Here is a 17,216-nt window from a genome sequence, read left to right as displayed (position 1 = left end):
CCGGTAAGCCGCAGGCAAAAGAAAAACCCCAACCGGGTGACCGGTTGGGGTTTTTGGTTTTATGTAGGCAATAAAAAACCGCCTCAATAGGGCGGTTTTTTATTGCAAACCCAGTTAGTGGCTGGGGTTGAAACCTCAAGGATGCATCGACCTGCAAGCGAATACTAACGCCGGCCTTGTTGGTACGCAAGGCTGAGCGATTTGGTGGTGAAATAGATCGTTTCTGATGCTTTTCGCTTAGTTTATTTCATTGCAATAGTCTGAAATGACTCTCTTGAGCAATGCTGAATATGTGATCACTGTTGGTCACACCTTCTACCCAAAAGTTGGTTAGCATTCTTTCGGTTCTACGTTTGTCGCTTTTAGGTGTGCCGGGGACTCGTGCGAATTCTGGGCCGACCGCCACGGGCTAGTAATCCGTGCCGGATTCATGCGGAAGGACCATTAACCCGGCCGCCTCAAGGATGCATCGACCTGCATCCAAAGGCTCACGTGTTCCGGTAAGTGTGCTGGAGGTAAGGCCCAACGCTTGGAGGGCCGAGTATGTCAAAGTTTGCACGACGTACGTGGAACCTCGTAGTGAATACCCTGCGTGTTTATCACGTGTGGGTATTCCTGCGAGATAGCTTCGATGACCTTTAAGGTCTGAGAAGTGGAGCCGCCTCGGTTTGAACCGAGGCGGCTTTTTGATTTTTGAACGGTTACTTCAAATCCGAAATGACGGCCTTCTTACGACTCGCCATCGCCGTCACCCCATACCCAATACACGCTGCGAGTATCGACCCGGTCAGGATCCCCATTCGATCCTCCCCGGCAAACTCACTGGCACCCGGCACAAACGCCAGGGAGCCGACGAACAGGCTCATGGTGAAGCCGATGCCGCACAGGATCGCCACGCCGAAGACCTGGCCCCAGTTGGCGCCACTGGGCAGCGCGGCAAGGCCGGTCTTGATGGCCAGCCAGGTGAGGCCGAACACACCGACGGTCTTACCGATCAGCAGGCCGGCGGCAATGCCCATCGGCACGTGGTGGGTGAAGCTTTCCAGGCTGACCCCGGTGAGTGACACCCCGGCGTTGGCGAAGGCGAACAGCGGCAGGATGCCGTAGGCCACCCACGGATGCAGGGCGTGTTCCAGTGTAAGCAGCGGCGAGGGCTCGGCATTCCTGGTGCGCATCGGGATGCAGAACGCCAGGGTCACGCCGGCCAGGGTGGCGTGCACACCGCTCTTGAGTACGCACACCCACAGGATCAGGCCGATGATCAGGTAGGGCCCGAGCTTGATCACGCCCAGGCGGTTCATTGCAATCAAGGCAACCAGGCAGGCGCCCGCGCCGGCCAGGGCCGCACCGGACAGGTCGGCAGAATAAAACACTGCAATAACAATGATCGCGCCCAGGTCGTCGATGATGGCCAGGGTCATCAGGAACAGCTTCAACGACACCGGCACCCGCTTGCCCAGCAGTGCCAGGACGCCCAGTGCGAAGGCGATGTCGGTGGCCATCGGGATTGCCCAGCCGGAGAGGGCGGCGGGGTAGTCCTTGTTGATCGCCCAGTAGATCAGCGCCGGCACCACCATGCCGCCGATGGCGGCTGCGCCGGGCAGCACCACTTGCGAAGGCTTGGACAGGTGGCCGTCAAGCAGCTCGCGCTTGACCTCCAAGCCGATCAACAGGAAGAACAGGGCCATCAGGCCATCGTTGATCCACAGCAGCGCGGGCTTGGCGATTTGCAGCGCGCCAATCTGGGCCACCACCGGCACGTCGAGAAACGCGCCATACAGGTGCGACAAGGGAGAGTTGTTGATGATCAGCGCCAAGGCGGCAGCGGCGATCAGCAACAGGCCGCTGGCGGCTTCCAGCTGGAAGAAACGGGTAAAAGTGCTACGCAGAGGCAAGGGATGCTCTCCAATCCAGGTTCAATAGGTGGGTACCCTAACCCGTACCGTTAGTTGTTAAAACAAAAGTTATATTCTTATTTGTTATAAGAGAAGGGGTAGGGTGGTGTAGCGCCAAAGCCTAGCAATTGTGTGTCCAATTGAGTCGTCACTGTATCTGTGTGCAGTGTAGGAAACATCCTAAGATTGGTACTGAAATCCTTAGAGTTCTTCCTTATGAGCGACCACCGTCCCTGGGCCCGCGAAGCCATTCGCATCATCGAAGCGGACTTCCAGCGCAGTGCTGACACGCATCTGATTCCGTTACCGCTGCCGGGCCTGCCGGGCATCGAGTTGTACTTCAAGGATGAATCCAGCCACCCCACCGGCAGCCTGAAACATCGGCTGGCCCGTTCGCTGTTCCTTTACGCGCTGTGCAATGGCTGGCTCAAGCCAGGTGCACCGGTTATTGAAGCATCCAGCGGCTCGACGGCGATTTCCGAAGCGTACTTTGCCCGGCTGCTCGGGGTGCCGTTCATTGCGGTGATGCCCGCCACGACGTCCCAGGAAAAGATCGCGCAGATTGCCTTCTACGGTGGCAAAAGCCATCTGGTACAGGATCCCACGCAGATCTACGCCGAGTCCGAACGCCTGGCCCAGGAAAGCGGCGGTCATTTCATGGATCAGTTCACTTATGCCGAGCGTGCCACCGACTGGCGGGCGAACAACAACATCGCCGAGTCGATCTTCCAGCAGATGCGCTTTGAGCGGCACCCGGAACCGAGCTGGTTGATTTCCAGCCCCGGTACCGGCGGCACGACCGCCACGCTGGGTCGCTATGTGCGTTATCGCCAGCACTGTACCCGCGTGTTGTGTGCCGACGCCGAGCGCTCGGTGTTTTTCGATTTCTACCAGAGCGGTGACGCCAGCCTGCGCCTGGACTGTGGTTCGCGGATCGAAGGCATTGGCCGGCCACGGGTCGAGGCATCGTTTCTGCCCAAGGTGATTGATGCGATGGTCAAGGTGCCGGATGCGCTGTCGCTGGCGGCCATGCATTACCTGGCTGAGCGCCTGGGGCGACGTGTCGGTGGTTCCAGCGGGACCAACCTGATTGGCGCATTAATGGCGGCGCAGCAGATGAAAGCGGCTGGGGAGTCAGGTTCGATCGTGGCGATCTTGTGTGATGGGGGCGAGCGGTATGCAACGACCTATTACGATCAGGCGTGGTTGGCGGGTCAGGGCTATGCGCTCGAGGGGTTGATCGCGGCCGTGGCGGCCAGTGTGGAGCAGGGTGAGCCATTGCCCGCCAGCATCCTGCGCGCAAATATCTGATCCGACGCAAATGTGGAAGGGGGCTTGCCCTAATGCCGATCAGTTAAGAGATAGAACGGGCAAACAGTAACCTGTGGCGAGCGGGCTTGTCGAATCGTCGCACCGCCCGCGTTGGGCTGCGCAGCAGCCCCAATAAGAGCGCTGCAGTGTGCCAGGCAGGTGCGGGGCTGTGTTTTGGGGCTGCTGCGCAGCCCAACGCGGGGCAAGCCCGCTCACCACAGTTACAGTGTTCATCCTTAACTGACTGGCATTAGGCCTTGCCCCCTCCCACATTTAATTTGCGCTGTTCTCAGGCCTCGATACCCAACATATCCCGCGCCAACGCCTCGGCAATCCGAATCCCGTCAACACCGGCCGACAGAATCCCACCCGCATACCCAGCGCCTTCACCGGCCGGGAACAGGCCTTTCACGTTCAGGCTCTGCATCGATTCGTCTCGGGTAATCCGCAGCGGTGACGAGGTGCGCGTTTCGATACCGGTCAACACGGCATCGTGCAGCGAGTAGCCCTTGATCTGCTTCTCGAACGCCGGCAGTGCTTCGCGGATCGCTTCGATGGCGAAGTCCGGCAAGGCCAGGGCCAGGTCACCCAGGGCCACCCCTGGCTTGTAGGACGGTTCCACACTGCCGATCGCCGTGGATGGCTTGCCAGCGATAAAGTCGCCGACCAACTGTGCCGGGGCCTCGTAGTTGCTGCCGCCGAGGATGTAGGCGTGGGACTCCAGGCGCTCCTGCAACTCGATACCCGCCAGCGGGCCGCCTGGGTAATCCACTTCCGGCGTGATGCCGACCACGATGCCGGAGTTGGCATTGCGCTCGTTACGCGAGTACTGGCTCATGCCGTTGGTCACGACACGGTTCGGCTCGGAGGTCGCTGCTACCACAGTGCCCCCCGGGCACATGCAGAAGCTGTAGACCGAACGGCCGTTCTTGGCGTGGTGCACCAGCTTGTAGTCGGCGGCGCCCAGCTTCGGGTGCCCGGCATATTTGCCCAGGCGCGCGGCGTCGATCAGCGATTGCGGGTGTTCGATCCGGAACCCCACCGAGAACGGTTTGGCTTCCATGTAGACGCCACGGCCATGGAGCATGCGGAAGGTGTCGCGGGCGCTGTGGCCGAGGGCCAGGATCACATGTTTGGAGAGGATCTGTTCCCCACCGTCGATGACCACGCCATTCAACTGGCCGTCTTCGATCAGCACGTCGGTCACCCGTTGCTCGAAGCGCACTTCACCGCCCAGGGCGATGATCTGCTCGCGCATGTTTTCCACCACGCCGGTCAGGCGGAAGGTACCGATGTGGGGTTTGCTGACGTAGAGGATTTCTTCCGGCGCGCCGGCCTTGACGAACTCGTGCAGGACTTTGCGGCCGTGGAATTTCGGGTCCTTGATCTGGCTGTAGAGCTTGCCGTCGGAGAAGGTCCCGGCGCCGCCTTCACCGAACTGTACGTTGGACTCGGGGTTGAGCACGCTTTTGCGCCACAGGCCCCAGGTGTCCTTGGTGCGCTGGCGTACTTCCTTGCCGCGTTCGAGGATGATCGGCTTGAAGCCCATCTGCGCCAGTAACAGCCCGGCGAAGATACCGCACGGGCCAAAACCGACGACCACAGGCCGTTCGACCAAGCCTTCCGGGGCCTGGCCCACCACCTTGTAGCTGACGTCCGGCGCCGGGTTGACGTTGCGGTCATCGGCGAACTTGAGCAGCAGGGCGGCCTCACCCTTCACATTGAGGTCAATGGTGTAGATGAAGCACAGCTCCGACGACTTCTTGCGTGCGTCGTAGCTGCGTTTGAACAGGGTGAAATCGAGCAGGTCATCACTGGCGATGCCCAGGCGCTGCACGATGGCAGGCCGCAGGTCTTCTTCTGGATGGTCGATGGGCAGCTTGAGTTCGGTGATTCGTAACATGACGGGATCCGGTAGGCGGCGGACAAAGAGGCCGGCTGTTTTGCAAACCGGCGATTATAAGCCCCAATGGCGGTTTTCCGTCAGGTTAAAACATCGCAGCGCTGAATCAGTCGTCCCGGGAACCACCAAACGCCGCGCAACCGCGCTGCACCTGGCCGTTGACGCGCAATTCCGCCGTCATGTGTTGCAGGCTGCCGCTGACGCTGTCGATGCAGCGTTGCGGCGCGACCCACAGTTCGATGTGCTGGTTGTTGGCTTCGGTCATCAGGTTGAAGCGGCCGTCGCCGATTTGCTCTTCGACATAAGGCACCGCCAGTGGCGCCTGGCCTTCACGCTCAAGCACCATGCCCTTGGCGGTGACGTTCATGGCCCAGGCCGGCTTGTGGCCGTTGGCCCGCAGGGTCATGCGCTTGAAGTCCGGGTCGGTGCAGGCAGAGGTCGAGCGCTCTACGCGGTAGAGTTGTTGCAGGTCGACGCTGCCCTGGGTGCCGCTGGCGACGCCCGAGAACTTGCCACGCAAATCGGCAAACAATGCCCCTTGCTGGCCGGCCAGGGACGCCGCTTCCTGCAGGATGCTGGTGCCACTGGTGTCGTTGACGACATAGTTGCGTTTATCGTCGCACGGCTGGAACAGCAGCTTGCTACCTACCGCCGTGAGTTCGCCCTGCATGCGGGTCAACCCGACGGTAGACAGCTTGGCCGGCTCGCTTTCGAACATCTGGCAAGCGGCGAACACAGGAAGCAAGGCAAATAGGGCGAGGGTACGGGCGGCACGCATGATCGGGTCTCCAGACAAGTGCCGCCACGTTACGCAGGCTGGCGTTGCATCACAACCCCGTCCGCCCGCTTCAGGCATTTCTTACAGACTTCAAATTCAGCCGACAGTAAAGGTTTGACCGGTCTGTAGGCCCTCAACACTTTTGGCGTAGGCCAGCGCTACATCGGCGCCAGCAGCCGGCTTGTAGCCACGGAAGTACGGCGCGTAGCTGCCCATGGCTTCCAGCAGGACCGTGGGACTCACGGAGTTGATGCGCAGCCCTCGTGGCAATTCAATTGCCGCAGCTTTGATAAAAGCGTCGAGTGCACCATTGACCAGAGCAGCCGACGCGCCTGTACGAATCGGGTCACGGTTGAGAATGCCGCTGGTGAAGGTGAAGGAGGCGCCGTCGTTGGCATACTCGCGGCCGATCAACAGCAGGTTGACCTGGCCCATCAGCTTGTCACGCAGGCCCAGCTCAAAATCGCTTTCGCTCATATCACCCAGCGCTACGAAGTTCACGTTGCCAGCCGCGCAGATGAGTGCGTCGAATTTGCCGGTCTGCTCGAACAGGTTGCGGATCGAGGTGCTGTCGCTGATATCCACTTGGAAGTCACCGCTGCTGCGGCCAATGCTGACCACTTCATGACGCTGGGCCAGTTCGGCCTTGACTGCCGAGCCGACGGTGCCGCTGGCGCCAATCAATAGGATTTTCATGGGGCTGTTCCTCCAAGAGTTAGTGAAGGTTCAGTCTAGAGTGGCTTTTTAAGCGGATAAACGTGCTAATAGGCAACCTTTGGTTTTCAATTGGAAACAATCGATGAGCGAGATGGATGACCTGGCGGCCTTTGCCGTACTGATCGAAGCCGGCAGTTTTACGGTGGCGGCCGAGCAACTGGGTTGCAGCAAGGGCCAGCTGTCCAAGCGCATCAGCCATTTGGAGGCACAGTTCAACGTGGTCTTGCTGCACCGCACCACACGCAGGCTCAGCCTGACCGCCGCCGGTGCGGCGCTGTTGCCCCAGGCGCAAGCGCTGGTGGTGCAGGTGGATCGCGCCCGTCAGGCATTGGCGCGTCTCAAGGACGATTTGGCCGGGCCCGTTCGTATGACGGTTCCGGTTTCATTAGGGGAAACCTTTTTCGATGGTTTATTGCTGGAGTTTTCCAAGCAGTACCCTCAGGTGCAGATCGAGCTGGAGCTCAACAACAGTTACCGAGACCTGGCGCGGGACGGCTTTGACTTGGGGGTGCGTTCGGGGGCGATTGAAAACGAGCGTCTGGTGGCCAGGCCGCTGTTGGCCTGGCATGAGATGACCTGTGCCAGTCCCGCCTATCTGGAGCAACATGGCGAACCACTGACCCCTGGGGATCTTGCGGCGCACACCTGTTTACTCAACAGCCACTACAGCGGTCGCGAGGAATGGCTTTATCACCAGCAACACGAGTTGTTGCGGGTGAGGGTGAGCGGCACCTTTGCCTCCAACCATTACAACTTGCTGAAGAAGGCCGCCCTGGTAGGGGCCGGTATCGCCCGCTTGCCGTCCTACGTGCTGCCAACGGAATTGGCTGACGGCCGATTGCGTTGGCTCCTGCGTGATTACCAGACGCGGAGTCTGCCGATGTACCTGGTCCATCCTTATCAAGGCGGCCTGCCGAGACGGACCCAGGTACTGGCCGACTACCTGGTGGACTGGTTCAAGCGCAGCGGTGAGGCACTGGATCGGCTTTAACGGTAGCGGCGCGCAATCAGGTGGTCGATGGACAGGCTGCCCGGCCCTTTGGCAAGCAACAGCAACAGCAGCGCAATCCAGGTGCCGTGGGTGGGGTAGGCGTCCGGGTAGACGAACAACTGAATGACCAGGGTCATGCCGATCAAGGCCAGGGCTGAGAAGCGCGTTGCCAGGCCCACCAGGATCAGCACCGGGAAAAAGTGCTCGGCAAACGCCGCCATGTGCGCGGCTACTTCCGGTGACAGCAATGGCACGTGGTATTCACTGCGAAACAGCGGCAATGTCGAGGCGGCGAGTTTGGGGGTACCGAGTTCGAACGTGCCGTTGATCAGGTCAATGGCAATGCCTTCGACCTTGGTTTGCCCGGATTTCCAGAACACTGCCGCAATGGAGAAGCGCGCGACAAACGCCAGCAGGCTGTAGGGGATTTTCTCGAAAAGTGCGATGGCCTGTCTGATCAGGCACGAAGAGGACGTGTTCATGGCGATACCTGTTGTTCTGGGAGCGGATGAGTGAGGGCGTCGTGGTTGATCAGCAGCGTGAGGCATTGGTGCAGGTCGAACTCGGCGCTGGCCTCGAGGGCATTGGCGACGGCCATTTCCAGCGCCGAGCCGCGTTTCAGGCTATTGATAAAGGCGACCGAGCCGCCGTCGATGGCGAAGACCTTGACGTTCAACCCTTGGCGCAACACCAGTGCGCTCTGGGCATGCCAGGGATCCAGGGTGGCCAGGGCGCCCTCGGTCTGGTGTGCCGCCCACACCGCCACCACGGCGTAGGCGGAGTTCAATGTGCCAACGGACGGGTGCAGTTGCAGATGCAGCGCCCCCGGCTTCGTGTGGGCCTGCAGTTGTTGCAGAACGGCTTGCGGATCCACCACGGTTGTATCCGCTGCGTGATAAGCGCGAACCCGCAAGCGTTCCAATCGGGCGACATCGGCCAGGTAGGGCACGCTGACGGCCGGTTCAAACCCTTGGATAAAGTCGGCGAATGTGCCGCCGTACTCGCTGATCAGCGGGCTGGCGGGCGGGTAGGCCTGGACGAAAATGCCGGCCATGGCGCGGAAAAACTCATCGCCGACCAGTTGCGCGGTTATGGGGTATGCGGTTGCCAGCGCATTGATCAACGAGTTGTGAACATTGTTGCGATACACCGCAAAACGACTGGCCGGGTCGGCCCCGTTGCTGCTGAACAGGCCGTCGGGGCAAGGTAGGTCTGGCGCCAGCAAGGCGCTGGAAAAGGCGTCGTGAAGGCTCATGGGCGGACCTGCGATAAGTACCGTTCAGCCTGCTGGGCTTCTGCCCATAGCACGCTGAAGGCCGGCACTTGGTTGTCGCGCTCGATCAGGGTTGCGACCGGACCCGTCAGCGCGAGCACGTGTTCGTACAGCAGCCATACCGCGTTATCGATGGGTGCGCCGTGGTCATCGATCAGCAGGCGATCGCCCAGGTTGTCGGTGTCTTCGGCGAAGCCGGCCAGATGAATCTCACCCACGGCGCGCAACGGTAGGGCGTTGAGATAGGCCAGTGGGTCGCGCTGGTGGTTGATGCACGACACATAGACGTTGTTCACGTCCAGCAGCAGACCGCAGCCGGTGCGGCGGATGATCTCGCCGATGAAGTCGGTCTCGTCCAGGGTCGAGCGCTGGAACAGCAGGTAGGTCGAGGGGTTCTCCAGCAGCATCGGCCGCTTGAGGGTGCACTGTACCTGGTCGATGTGCTCGCAAACTCGACTCAAGGTGGCGGCGTCATAAGCCAGGGGCAGCAGGTCGTTGAGAAACGCCGGGCCGTGGCTGGACCAGGCCAGGTGTTCGGAAAAGGAGTGGGGTTGGTAGCGTTCGATCAGTGCGGCCAAGCGCCCCAGGTGTTCACGGTTGAGCGGGCCTTCGCCGCCGATGGACAGGCCCACGCCGTGCAACGACAGGGGGTAACGTTCGCGAATCAACCCCAGGTAGTGATGAAACGGGCCGCCGGCCACCATGTAGTTTTCGGCGTGCACTTCAAAAAAACCGATATCGGGCGAAGTATCGAGCACTTCCTTGAAGTGCTCGTTCTTCAGGCCCAATCCGGCCCGATTGGGGAGCCTTGGCACCTGAACCGGTGAGACTGTGGACAGGCGTGAAAGCGTCATCATCCGTACTCCGGCCGGGGAGGGGTCAGGACTTGGCGGTGAAGGCGGCTTCCTGGCCGAAACCGGTCGGCGAGGTGGAGCTTGGGGTTTGGGTGCAGGTGCCGGCCGGGACCAGTTTCCAGGCGTTGGCCTGATCCTTGGTTTTCGAGGTGCCGGCGCAGGATGTGCCGGCACCGGCGGCGCAATCGTTCTTGCCGGCTTCAGCGACGCCGAAGCACTTCTGCATGTCGTCGGCAGCGTGGGCGGTGGTGGTCAGGGCGGACAGGCTCAAGGCCGAACTCAGGGCGAGGACGAGGCTAGCAGCGGACAGTTTGGTGGTCATGATGGATCTCCAGCAGTAGGTTGAGGAGCGGGCTTGAATGCCTGCTTGCACCACTAGAGGCGGGAGGGGGATGTTCGTTACAAGGTCAGACTAAATAATTTCAAACAATGCAAAAAAATGTGGGAGGGAACTTACTCCCTCCCACATGAGATCCGGCTTATCCAGCCACCGTCTCTTAGCCGCCCAGGTACGCCTCACGCACCTTCGGATCGGTCAGCAACTGCTCGCCAGTGCCCTGCATCACCACCCGGCCGTTTTCCAGCACGTAGGCGCGGTCAGCGATTTTCAGCGCCTGGTTGGCGTTCTGCTCCACCAGGAACACCGTTACACCGTCCTTGCGCAGTTGTTCGATGATGTCGAAGATCTGCTGGATGATGATCGGTGCCAGGCCCAGTGAAGGTTCGTCCAACAGCAACAGCTTGGGCTTGCTCATCAGCGCGCGACCGATGGCGAGCATTTGCTGCTCGCCGCCGGACATGGTGCCGCCGCGCTGGCTGAAGCGCTCCTTGAGTCGAGGGAACAGGTGCAGCACCTTGTCCATCTGCTCCTGGTAGTCGCCCTTGTCGGTGAAGAACCCACCCATGGCCAGGTTTTCTTCCACGGTCAGGCGTGAGAATACCCGCCGGCCTTCCGGCACCACGGCAATGCTCTTGCGCATGATGTGCGACGACTGCTGGCCCACCAGCTCTTCACCCATGTAGCGGATGCTGCCGCTGTGGGCCTGCGGCGAGCCGCACAAGGTCATCAGCAAGGTCGACTTGCCGGCTCCGTTGGCACCGATCAGCGTGACGATCTCACCCTGGCGCACTTCGACGTTGACGCTGTGCAAGGCCTGGATCTTGCCGTAGAAAGTGGAAACGTTTTCGAATTGCAGCATTTTACGCTTCCCCCAGATAGGCTTTGATCACTTCAGGATTGTCGCGGATCTGCTCCGGCGTCCCGTCCGCCAGCGGCGTGCCCTGGTTGATCACCACGATATGGTCGGAAATGCTCATGACCAGTTTCATGTCGTGTTCGATCAACAGCACCGTGGCGTTGTTTTCCTCACGCAACACGCCGATCAGCGCCTTGAGGTCTTCGGTTTCCTTGGGGTTCAGGCCGGCGGCCGGTTCGTCGAGCATCAGGATCCGCGGACGGGTCATCATGCAGCGAGCGATTTCCAGGCGACGTTGCTGACCGTAGGCCAGGGTGCCGGCGGGGCGGTTGGCGAACTCGGTGAGGTTGACCTTGTCCAGCCAGTACGCAGCGTACTCCATGGCCTCGCGCTCGCTCTTGCGGAACGCCGGGGTCTTGAACAGGCCCGCAAAGAAGTTGGTGTTCAGGTGACGGTGCTGGGCGATCAACAGGTTCTCGACCGCCGTCATGTCCTTGAACAGCCGTACGTTCTGGAAGGTGCGCACCACGCCCTTGCGGGCGATCTCGTGGCCGGCCAGCCCCTGGATCGGCTGGCCGTCCAGCAGGATGCTGCCGCCACTCGGCTTGTAGAAGCCGGTGAGGCAGTTGAACACCGTGGTCTTGCCGGCACCGTTGGGGCCGATCAGCGCAACCACCTGTTTCTCTTTCACGGTCAGGGCGACGCCGTTGACCGCCAGCAAGCCGCCGAAGCGCATGCTCAAGTTTTCGACTTTCAGGATCTCGCGGCTCATTTGCGCAGCTCCATGTGTGGACGTTGCATGGGCAGCAGGCCTTGAGGTCGCCAGATCATCATCAGCACCATCATGGCGCCGAACATCAACATGCGGTATTCGCTGAACTCACGCATCATTTCCGGCAGCAGGATCATCACGATCGCCGCCAGGATCACGCCCAGCTGCGAGCCCATGCCACCCAACACGACGATGGCGAGGATGATCGCCGACTCGATGAAGGTGAACGACTCCGGGGTCACCAGGCCTTGGCGAGCGGCGAAGAAGCTGCCGGCAAAACCGGCGAACGCGGCACCCAGGGTGAAGGCGGAGAGCTTGATGATGGTCGGGTTCAGGCCCAGGGCACGGCAGGCGATTTCATCTTCGCGCAACGCTTCCCAGGCACGGCCGATCGGCATGCGCAGCAAGCGGTTGATCACGAACAGTGCCGCCAGCGCCAGCAACAGCGCCACCAGGTACAGGAACACCACTTTACTCACCGGGTTGTAGTCGATCCCGAAGTACTCGTGGAAGGTCTGCATGCCTTCGGCAGCGGTGCGGTCGAACGACAGCCCGAAGAACGTCGGCTTGGGGATGCTGCTGATGCCGTTGGGGCCACCGGTGATGTCGGTCAGGTTACGCAGGAACAGACGGATGATTTCCCCGAAGCCCAGGGTCACGATGGCCAGGTAGTCACCGCGCAGGCGCAATACCGGGAAGCCCAGCAGGAAGCCGAACGTGGCCGCCGCCATGCCGGCCAGCGGCAGGCAGATCCAGAAGCTCCAGCCCAGGTAGTGCGACAGCAGCGCGTAGGTGTAGGCACCCACGGCGTAGAAGCCCACATAACCCAGGTCGAGCAGGCCGGCCAGGCCCACTACGATGTTCAGGCCCAGGCCCAGCAACACGTAGATCAGGATCAGGGTGGCAATGTCGACCGCACCGCGCGAGCCGAAGAACGGCCAGATCAGCGCGGCCACGATCAGGCCGATGATGATGTAGCGCTGGGTGCGCGGCAGGGTCAGGAATTGGCTGACCTTGGGCGAGACCAACGGGCCACGGTTGCCCTTGAACAGGGCACCGACCTGTTGGGTGAACAGCACGCGCAGGAACATCAGCACCGAACACAAGGCGATGATGGTCAGCGTCACGGGGCCGGTGCCATGCACTTCCAGGTTGATGCCGACAATGCTCAGCTTGAGGCCGAGTACCGGGAAGGCCACCGCCCACACCAGCAAGGCGCTGAAAAACGCCGATTTAAGATATCTGCTCATACTTTCTCAACCTCCGGACGGCCCAGGATGCCGGTCGGACGGAACAACAGCACCAGGACCAACAGGCCGAACGCGACGACGTCCTTGTATTGGTCGCCGAAAATATCGGCACCAAACGCCTCGGCCACCCCCAGCACCAGGCCGCCGAGCATCGCGCCCGGGATACTGCCGATGCCGCCCAATACCGCTGCGGTAAAAGCCTTGAGGCCTACCAGGAAACCGGCGTTGGGGTTGATCACGCCGTACTGCATGCTCAGCAGTACCGCCGCGACGGCTGCCAGTGCGGCACCGATCACGAAGGTCAGGGCGATGATGTTGTTGGTATTGATGCCCAGCAGGTTGGCCATCTTGATGTCTTCGGCGCAGGCCCGGCAGGCGCGCCCCAGACGGGAGCGGGAGATGAACAGGGTCAGGCCCAGCATGGCCACCAGGGTGACGACGAAGACCAGGATCTGCATGTAGGAAATCAGCACTTCTTCCGCACCACCCGGGCCGAAGGAGAAGCTCCCCGGGATCAGGTTGGGGATGGATTTATCCTTGGAGTCCTGGGACAGCAATACGGTGTTCTGCAGGAAAATCGACATGCCGATGGCGGAAATCAGCGGGATCAAACGGTTGCTGCCACGCAAGGGACGGTAGGCAACGCGCTCGATACTGTAGCCATAGGCACTGGTTACGACGATCGACGCCAGGAACGCGGCGGTCATCAACAGCGGCAGGGAGTGGATACCCATCATGGCCAGCCCGGCAAGGGCAATGAAGGCCACGTAGGAACCAATCATGTATACCTCGCCATGGGCGAAGTTGATCATTCCAATGATGCCGTAAACCATTGTGTAGCCAATGGCTATCAAGGCATAGGTGCTGCCAATGGTCAGCCCATTAACCAGCTGTTGGAAAAAATGATAGATCTCAGGCATTACAGCGCTCCTAAAAACCCGATACGCATTTCACTGGTGGAGTCATGTTCCGGCCCCGTGCTGTGTTCTGTGAGCACATTTGCACAAAGCGTTTGCCAGCGAACCGCTGGTGACGGTTTTAAGATTTTCAGGTGAGCCAGCGCCCGGATCGCGGGTGACAGGCCCATAAACCTCGTAAAACAAAGCCCACTGCTCTCACAGTGGGCTTGTTGGACCAGTAACGCCTGGCTTACTGAGGGGAAACTTCGGTTTTTGGTTTGCCGAAGTGCCATTCGTAGACCACGAACTTGAAGTCCTTCAGGTCGCCCTTGGCGTCGAAGCTCAGGTCGCCGGTAGGGGTCTTGAAGGTGCCCGCGTGGATGGCTGCGGCCACTTTGGCGGTGTCTTCGCTCTTGGCAGTCTTGATGCCCTCGGCGATGACTTCAACGGCCGAGTAGGCCGGGAACACGAACGGACCGGTTGGGTCCTGCTTGTTCTTGGCGAACTCTTCAACGATGGCTTTGTTGGCCGGGTCGGTATCGAAGGATTTAGGCAAGGTCACCAGCAGGCCTTCGGAGGCGCCCTGGGCGATTTGCGAGATGGAGTCGTTGCCGACGCCTTCCGGGCCCATGAACTTGGCGTTCAGGCCTTTTTCCTTGGCTTGGCGCAGGATCAGGCCCAGCTCCGGGTGGTAGCCGCCGTAGTAGACGAAGTCGACGTTGGCTTGCTTGAGCTTCTGGATGATCGAGGAGAAGTCTTTGTCGCCGGCGTTCAGGCCTTCGAAGACGGCAACCTTGGTGCCTTTCTTCTCGAGGGTCTGCTTGACGGCGGTGGCGATGCCTTCGCCGTATTGCTGCTTGTCGTGCAGGACGGCAACGATTTTCGGCTTCACGTGGTCGGCGATGTAGTTGCCGGCCGCCGGGCCCTGGGCGCTGTCCAGGCCGATGGTGCGGAAGATCAGCTTGTAGCCACGGGCGGTGATTTCCGGGCTGGTGGCTGCCGGGGTAATCATGATCACGCCTTCGTCTTCATAAATGTCGGACGCTGGCTGAGTGGAGCTGGAGCAGAGGTGGCCGACCACGAACTTGACGCCGTCGTTGACCACTTTGTTGGCTACGGCCACGGCTTGTTTAGGGTCGCAAGCGTCGTCGTATTCCTTGGCTTCGAGCATTTTGCCGTCGACGCCGCCCTTGGCGTTGATGTCGGCGATGGCCTGCTTGGCACCCATGAATTGCATGTCGCCGTATTGCGTTACAGGACCAGTCTTTGGACCGGCGATGCCGATCTTGATGGTGTCGGCTGCGAACGAATGGCCGGCAACCCCAGCCAGGACCATAGCGGCAAACAGTTTGGAAATCTGCTTAGTAGCCTTATTCATAGTGCTCCACTCTTACTGTTGTATTTTTTATAGTTCTAGCGGCCTTGTGAGCTGCAGAACCGGATCGGATATCTCGGATATCCCCCCGGCAGTGCCCTGGCAACTGTACCGGTACAGTGTAGAGCGCCGGTTGATCGCTTGAAAAGCTGGCTGCCGGGGGCAAAAGCCGGGTGTGTCGCTTAAATGAAAGAAAAAGACAGAATTGCGGCGGGGTGATGCCAGCGTTCCGGGCAATCCTTGGCTTTCCTGACACTTTCTATCGATGACTCATTTGCAACTGGGTTTTTCTGCCGGAGAGGGGGCGCTATGATTGCGCCGATTTTTCCCCAGGTGAATTCCCATGACTCAAGAACCTAGCACCCTCTATGCCAAGCTGCTCGGTGAAACCGCCGAAATCTCCTGGAAGGAGCTTGAGCCGTTCTTTGCTAAGGGTGCCCTATTGTGGGTCGATGCCGGCCTGGATTTGATCGAGGCCGCCGAGGGAATGGCTGAAGACAACCGCGATAAAGTCGCTGCCTGGTTGGCCGCTGGCAGCCTTTGCGAAGTGTCTGCGACGCGGGCATTGGACCTGGTTGAACGTGACCCGAGCTTGTGGGCGGTGGTGGTTTCGCCGTGGATACTGATCCAGGAAAGGGCGGCGTGATAAATGGTTGCACTGAAAAGGTGCGTGATTTTCCGTTTTAAAAGTGTGTAGCTGAGTAACCGCGGGCGCCGTGATGGCATCTTGCCGTGAAGAAAGGTCACAGCACTGGGTGACGCGCACGTCATGGGAACAGTTTTCTCGCCGGTGAATAGGCTGGAGAATTGTTTCTCAGTGTGAATAAAAGAGTGATGCCTGTCAGATCGCGGCGTAGGAAACGGCGAATTCCGGTAAAGTTCGCCGCTTGTCACCCGGAGCTAGTCATGCCGTCAGCGCTGTCCCCCTTAGCGAAGCCTTCGCACCAACTGCTTTACCTTATCTACGGTCACCAGGACGTTTATCGGCGCGAAGCCAAGTTCAGCATCCTCACTGCCCTGTCCCAACTCAAACCGGGCGAGTCGCTGTGCATCCGGGTCATGACCGATCGCCCCCAGGATTACATTGGCTGGCCGGTTGAAACCATCGCCCTGGACGAGCAGACCCTGGCCCAATGGCAGGGTGAAAACGGTTACCCCCATCGCCGCAAGGCCTGCGCGATCGCCCATGGGCTTACGCTGGCGGACAAGACCCTGTTCGTTGACACCGACACGCTGTTCCTCAAGTCCCCCCATCGTGTGTTCGAACTGATAGAGCCGGGCCAGTATGTGATGGACGGCTTCGAATACGACTGGAGCTATGTCTGCAAGCGCCCTGACTATCTCAAGTTGGGCGAGCACCTGCAGGCCCATGGCATCTCTGCGGATAACAGCTTCAAACTCTATAACAGTGGTCTGTGCGGCGTGCGTGCCAGCGATGCGCCGCTGCTCGAAGCCTCCATCCGCCTGATCGACGAGTGGACGCGGAACTCGTTCGATATTCACACCATCGAGCAAATCGCGATTTCCTTCGCGATGCGCGACCAGAAGGTGCGCGAGGCGCATAAATTCGTTCATCACTACTTCGCCGACAAGCGCTTCTTCCATGCCATGCAAGCGCACTTCTTCACCCTTCACGGTGAGGCATTCGGCCCTGAGCTGGTAGCGCGATGCAGGGATGTGCCGCGAGTCAAGCCGGTGCCCTCGCCCTGGCAGCGGCTGCGCATCAAGTGGAAGCTGCGCAATCAGCGCAAGCACCTGAAAAAGGTCGGTCGTGACTTGCTCTACGGCAGTTCGGCGCCTGCGCATCCGTACTACGACGTGTGCCGACACGGGTGGTGGGAATCGGCTTCGCGGGAGATTCGTGGCTGGGATGAGGCGGAGCAGAAGCGGTTCTTCGGCGCAAAAAATTCCGGCTGGCCGAAGCATTTGCCCCGGCCTGCAAGACGCGCCGACGAAAAGACCATCATCGCGTTCCTGCGTCAACGCATGACGCACTGAGGTT

17 protein-coding genes are annotated in these 17,216 nt (G+C 60.2%); 4 read left to right on the top strand and 13 right to left on the bottom strand.

Features of this window, described 5'->3' with window-relative positions; translation table 11 throughout:
- Nucleotides 1-701 precede the first annotated feature (701 nt).
- On the bottom strand, nucleotides 702-1,895 hold the full coding sequence (gene nhaA, locus AC07OT_RS27055; protein WP_495109508.1) for a Na+/H+ antiporter NhaA: 1,194 nt from the start codon (nucleotides 1,893-1,895) through the stop codon (nucleotides 702-704).
- Nucleotides 1,896-2,111: 216 nt separating this feature from the next.
- Between nhaA and AC07OT_RS27050 the strand changes: the two genes are divergently transcribed.
- On the top strand, nucleotides 2,112-3,206 hold the full coding sequence (locus AC07OT_RS27050; RefSeq protein WP_027604433.1) for a PLP-dependent cysteine synthase family protein: 1,095 nt from the start codon (nucleotides 2,112-2,114) through the stop codon (nucleotides 3,204-3,206).
- A gap of 289 nt (nucleotides 3,207-3,495) precedes the next feature.
- Here the strand turns inward: AC07OT_RS27050 and AC07OT_RS27045 are convergent, their stop codons facing one another.
- The 3 genes from AC07OT_RS27045 to AC07OT_RS27035 form a co-directional block, all read right to left on the bottom strand.
- Nucleotides 3,496-5,109, bottom strand: coding sequence for an NAD(P)/FAD-dependent oxidoreductase (locus AC07OT_RS27045; RefSeq protein ID WP_092487710.1), 1,614 nt, complete (start codon nucleotides 5,107-5,109; stop codon nucleotides 3,496-3,498).
- Between the two features lie 106 nt (nucleotides 5,110-5,215).
- Nucleotides 5,216-5,887: a COG3650 family protein gene (locus tag AC07OT_RS27040; protein ID WP_495109507.1), complete on the bottom strand. Its 672-nt coding sequence runs from the start codon at nucleotides 5,885-5,887 to the stop codon at nucleotides 5,216-5,218.
- A 96-nt stretch (nucleotides 5,888-5,983) separates the two neighbouring features.
- Nucleotides 5,984-6,583 carry a short chain dehydrogenase gene (locus tag AC07OT_RS27035; RefSeq protein ID WP_065938808.1) on the bottom strand — a complete coding sequence of 200 codons (600 nt, stop codon included), beginning with the start codon at nucleotides 6,581-6,583 and terminating at the stop codon, nucleotides 5,984-5,986.
- Between the two features lie 103 nt (nucleotides 6,584-6,686).
- Here AC07OT_RS27035 and AC07OT_RS27030 point away from each other — a divergent pair, with 103 nt between their 5' ends.
- Nucleotides 6,687-7,595 (top strand): LysR family transcriptional regulator, encoded by a 909-nt coding sequence (locus AC07OT_RS27030; RefSeq protein ID WP_495109506.1) that lies wholly within the window; start codon nucleotides 6,687-6,689, stop codon nucleotides 7,593-7,595.
- Here AC07OT_RS27030 and AC07OT_RS27025 read toward each other — a convergent pair.
- From AC07OT_RS27025 to AC07OT_RS26985, 9 genes are all read right to left on the bottom strand, one after another.
- A complete protein-coding gene (locus tag AC07OT_RS27025) occupies nucleotides 7,592-8,077 on the bottom strand; it encodes a DoxX family protein (protein WP_141156942.1) in 486 nt (161 codons plus the stop codon). The genes AC07OT_RS27030 and AC07OT_RS27025 overlap by 4 nt on opposite strands.
- Nucleotides 8,074-8,850, bottom strand: a complete 777-nt coding sequence (locus AC07OT_RS27020) for an HvfC/BufC family peptide modification chaperone (RefSeq protein WP_495109505.1) — start codon at nucleotides 8,848-8,850, stop codon at nucleotides 8,074-8,076. Before AC07OT_RS27020 ends, AC07OT_RS27025 begins: the two co-directional genes overlap by 4 nt.
- Nucleotides 8,847-9,725, bottom strand: coding sequence for an MNIO family bufferin maturase (gene bufB / locus AC07OT_RS27015; RefSeq protein WP_495109504.1), 879 nt, complete (start codon nucleotides 9,723-9,725; stop codon nucleotides 8,847-8,849). The genes AC07OT_RS27020 and bufB overlap by 4 nt, the downstream gene beginning before the upstream one ends.
- Nucleotides 9,726-9,747: 22 nt before the next feature.
- A complete protein-coding gene (locus tag AC07OT_RS27010) occupies nucleotides 9,748-10,044 on the bottom strand; it encodes a BufA1 family periplasmic bufferin-type metallophore (RefSeq protein ID WP_027604425.1) in 297 nt (98 codons plus the stop codon).
- 175 nt (nucleotides 10,045-10,219) lie between these two features.
- On the bottom strand, nucleotides 10,220-10,921 hold the full coding sequence (locus AC07OT_RS27005) for an ABC transporter ATP-binding protein (protein ID WP_017844798.1): 702 nt from the start codon (nucleotides 10,919-10,921) through the stop codon (nucleotides 10,220-10,222).
- A gap of 1 nt (nucleotide 10,922) precedes the next feature.
- Nucleotides 10,923-11,690, bottom strand: a complete 768-nt coding sequence (gene livG / locus AC07OT_RS27000; protein WP_027604424.1) for a high-affinity branched-chain amino acid ABC transporter ATP-binding protein LivG — start codon at nucleotides 11,688-11,690, stop codon at nucleotides 10,923-10,925.
- Nucleotides 11,687-12,940, bottom strand: coding sequence for a high-affinity branched-chain amino acid ABC transporter permease LivM (locus AC07OT_RS26995; protein ID WP_065938814.1), 1,254 nt, complete (start codon nucleotides 12,938-12,940; stop codon nucleotides 11,687-11,689). Before AC07OT_RS26995 ends, livG begins: the two co-directional genes overlap by 4 nt.
- Complete coding sequence (gene livH, locus AC07OT_RS26990; RefSeq protein ID WP_003172375.1) at nucleotides 12,937-13,860, bottom strand: high-affinity branched-chain amino acid ABC transporter permease LivH; 924 nt, start codon at nucleotides 13,858-13,860, stop codon at nucleotides 12,937-12,939. The genes AC07OT_RS26995 and livH overlap by 4 nt, the downstream gene beginning before the upstream one ends.
- A 229-nt stretch (nucleotides 13,861-14,089) precedes the next feature.
- Complete coding sequence (locus AC07OT_RS26985; protein ID WP_065938815.1) at nucleotides 14,090-15,217, bottom strand: branched-chain amino acid ABC transporter substrate-binding protein; 1,128 nt, start codon at nucleotides 15,215-15,217, stop codon at nucleotides 14,090-14,092.
- Nucleotides 15,218-15,557: 340 nt separating this feature from the next.
- Between AC07OT_RS26985 and AC07OT_RS26980 the strand changes: the two genes are divergently transcribed.
- The gene (locus AC07OT_RS26980; protein ID WP_065938816.1) at nucleotides 15,558-15,860 is read left to right on the top strand and encodes a DUF2288 domain-containing protein; all 303 of its coding nucleotides are present in this window, start codon (nucleotides 15,558-15,560) and stop codon (nucleotides 15,858-15,860) included.
- A gap of 260 nt (nucleotides 15,861-16,120) precedes the next feature.
- Nucleotides 16,121-17,212 carry a hypothetical protein gene (locus AC07OT_RS26975; protein WP_141156946.1) on the top strand — a complete coding sequence of 364 codons (1,092 nt, stop codon included), beginning with the start codon at nucleotides 16,121-16,123 and terminating at the stop codon, nucleotides 17,210-17,212.
- Nucleotides 17,213-17,216 lie beyond the last annotated feature (4 nt).

It is taken from the genome of Pseudomonas sp. GW821-FHT09C10 (assembly GCF_059418085.1).
Note: the sequence above shows the minus strand (reverse complement) of the source record. Positions and strands in the feature narration are given on the sequence as shown.

Excerpts from the sequence above, each read along its gene's own strand:
- AC07OT_RS27045 (WP_092487710.1), bottom strand. The coding sequence starts at position 5,109 with ATGTTACGAATCACCGAACTCAAGCTGCCCATCGACCATCCAGAAGAA.
- AC07OT_RS27025 (WP_141156942.1), bottom strand. The coding sequence starts at position 8,077 with ATGAACACGTCCTCTTCGTGCCTGATCAGACAGGCCATCGCACTTTTC.
- AC07OT_RS27010 (WP_027604425.1), bottom strand. The coding sequence starts at position 10,044 with ATGACCACCAAACTGTCCGCTGCTAGCCTCGTCCTCGCCCTGAGTTCG.
- AC07OT_RS27040 (WP_495109507.1), bottom strand. The coding sequence starts at position 5,887 with ATGCGTGCCGCCCGTACCCTCGCCCTATTTGCCTTGCTTCCTGTGTTC.
- AC07OT_RS26975 (WP_141156946.1), top strand. The coding sequence starts at position 16,121 with ATGCCGTCAGCGCTGTCCCCCTTAGCGAAGCCTTCGCACCAACTGCTT.
- AC07OT_RS27030 (WP_495109506.1), top strand. The coding sequence starts at position 6,687 with ATGAGCGAGATGGATGACCTGGCGGCCTTTGCCGTACTGATCGAAGCC.
- bufB (WP_495109504.1), bottom strand. The coding sequence starts at position 9,725 with ATGATGACGCTTTCACGCCTGTCCACAGTCTCACCGGTTCAGGTGCCA.
- livH (WP_003172375.1), bottom strand. The coding sequence starts at position 13,860 with ATGCCTGAGATCTATCATTTTTTCCAACAGCTGGTTAATGGGCTGACC.
- AC07OT_RS27035 (WP_065938808.1), bottom strand. The coding sequence starts at position 6,583 with ATGAAAATCCTATTGATTGGCGCCAGCGGCACCGTCGGCTCGGCAGTC.
- AC07OT_RS27020 (WP_495109505.1), bottom strand. The coding sequence starts at position 8,850 with ATGAGCCTTCACGACGCCTTTTCCAGCGCCTTGCTGGCGCCAGACCTA.
- livG (WP_027604424.1), bottom strand. The coding sequence starts at position 11,690 with ATGAGCCGCGAGATCCTGAAAGTCGAAAACTTGAGCATGCGCTTCGGC.
- AC07OT_RS27005 (WP_017844798.1), bottom strand. The coding sequence starts at position 10,921 with ATGCTGCAATTCGAAAACGTTTCCACTTTCTACGGCAAGATCCAGGCC.
- AC07OT_RS26985 (WP_065938815.1), bottom strand. The coding sequence starts at position 15,217 with ATGAATAAGGCTACTAAGCAGATTTCCAAACTGTTTGCCGCTATGGTC.
- AC07OT_RS26980 (WP_065938816.1), top strand. The coding sequence starts at position 15,558 with ATGACTCAAGAACCTAGCACCCTCTATGCCAAGCTGCTCGGTGAAACC.
- AC07OT_RS27050 (WP_027604433.1), top strand. The coding sequence starts at position 2,112 with ATGAGCGACCACCGTCCCTGGGCCCGCGAAGCCATTCGCATCATCGAA.
- AC07OT_RS26995 (WP_065938814.1), bottom strand. The coding sequence starts at position 12,940 with ATGAGCAGATATCTTAAATCGGCGTTTTTCAGCGCCTTGCTGGTGTGG.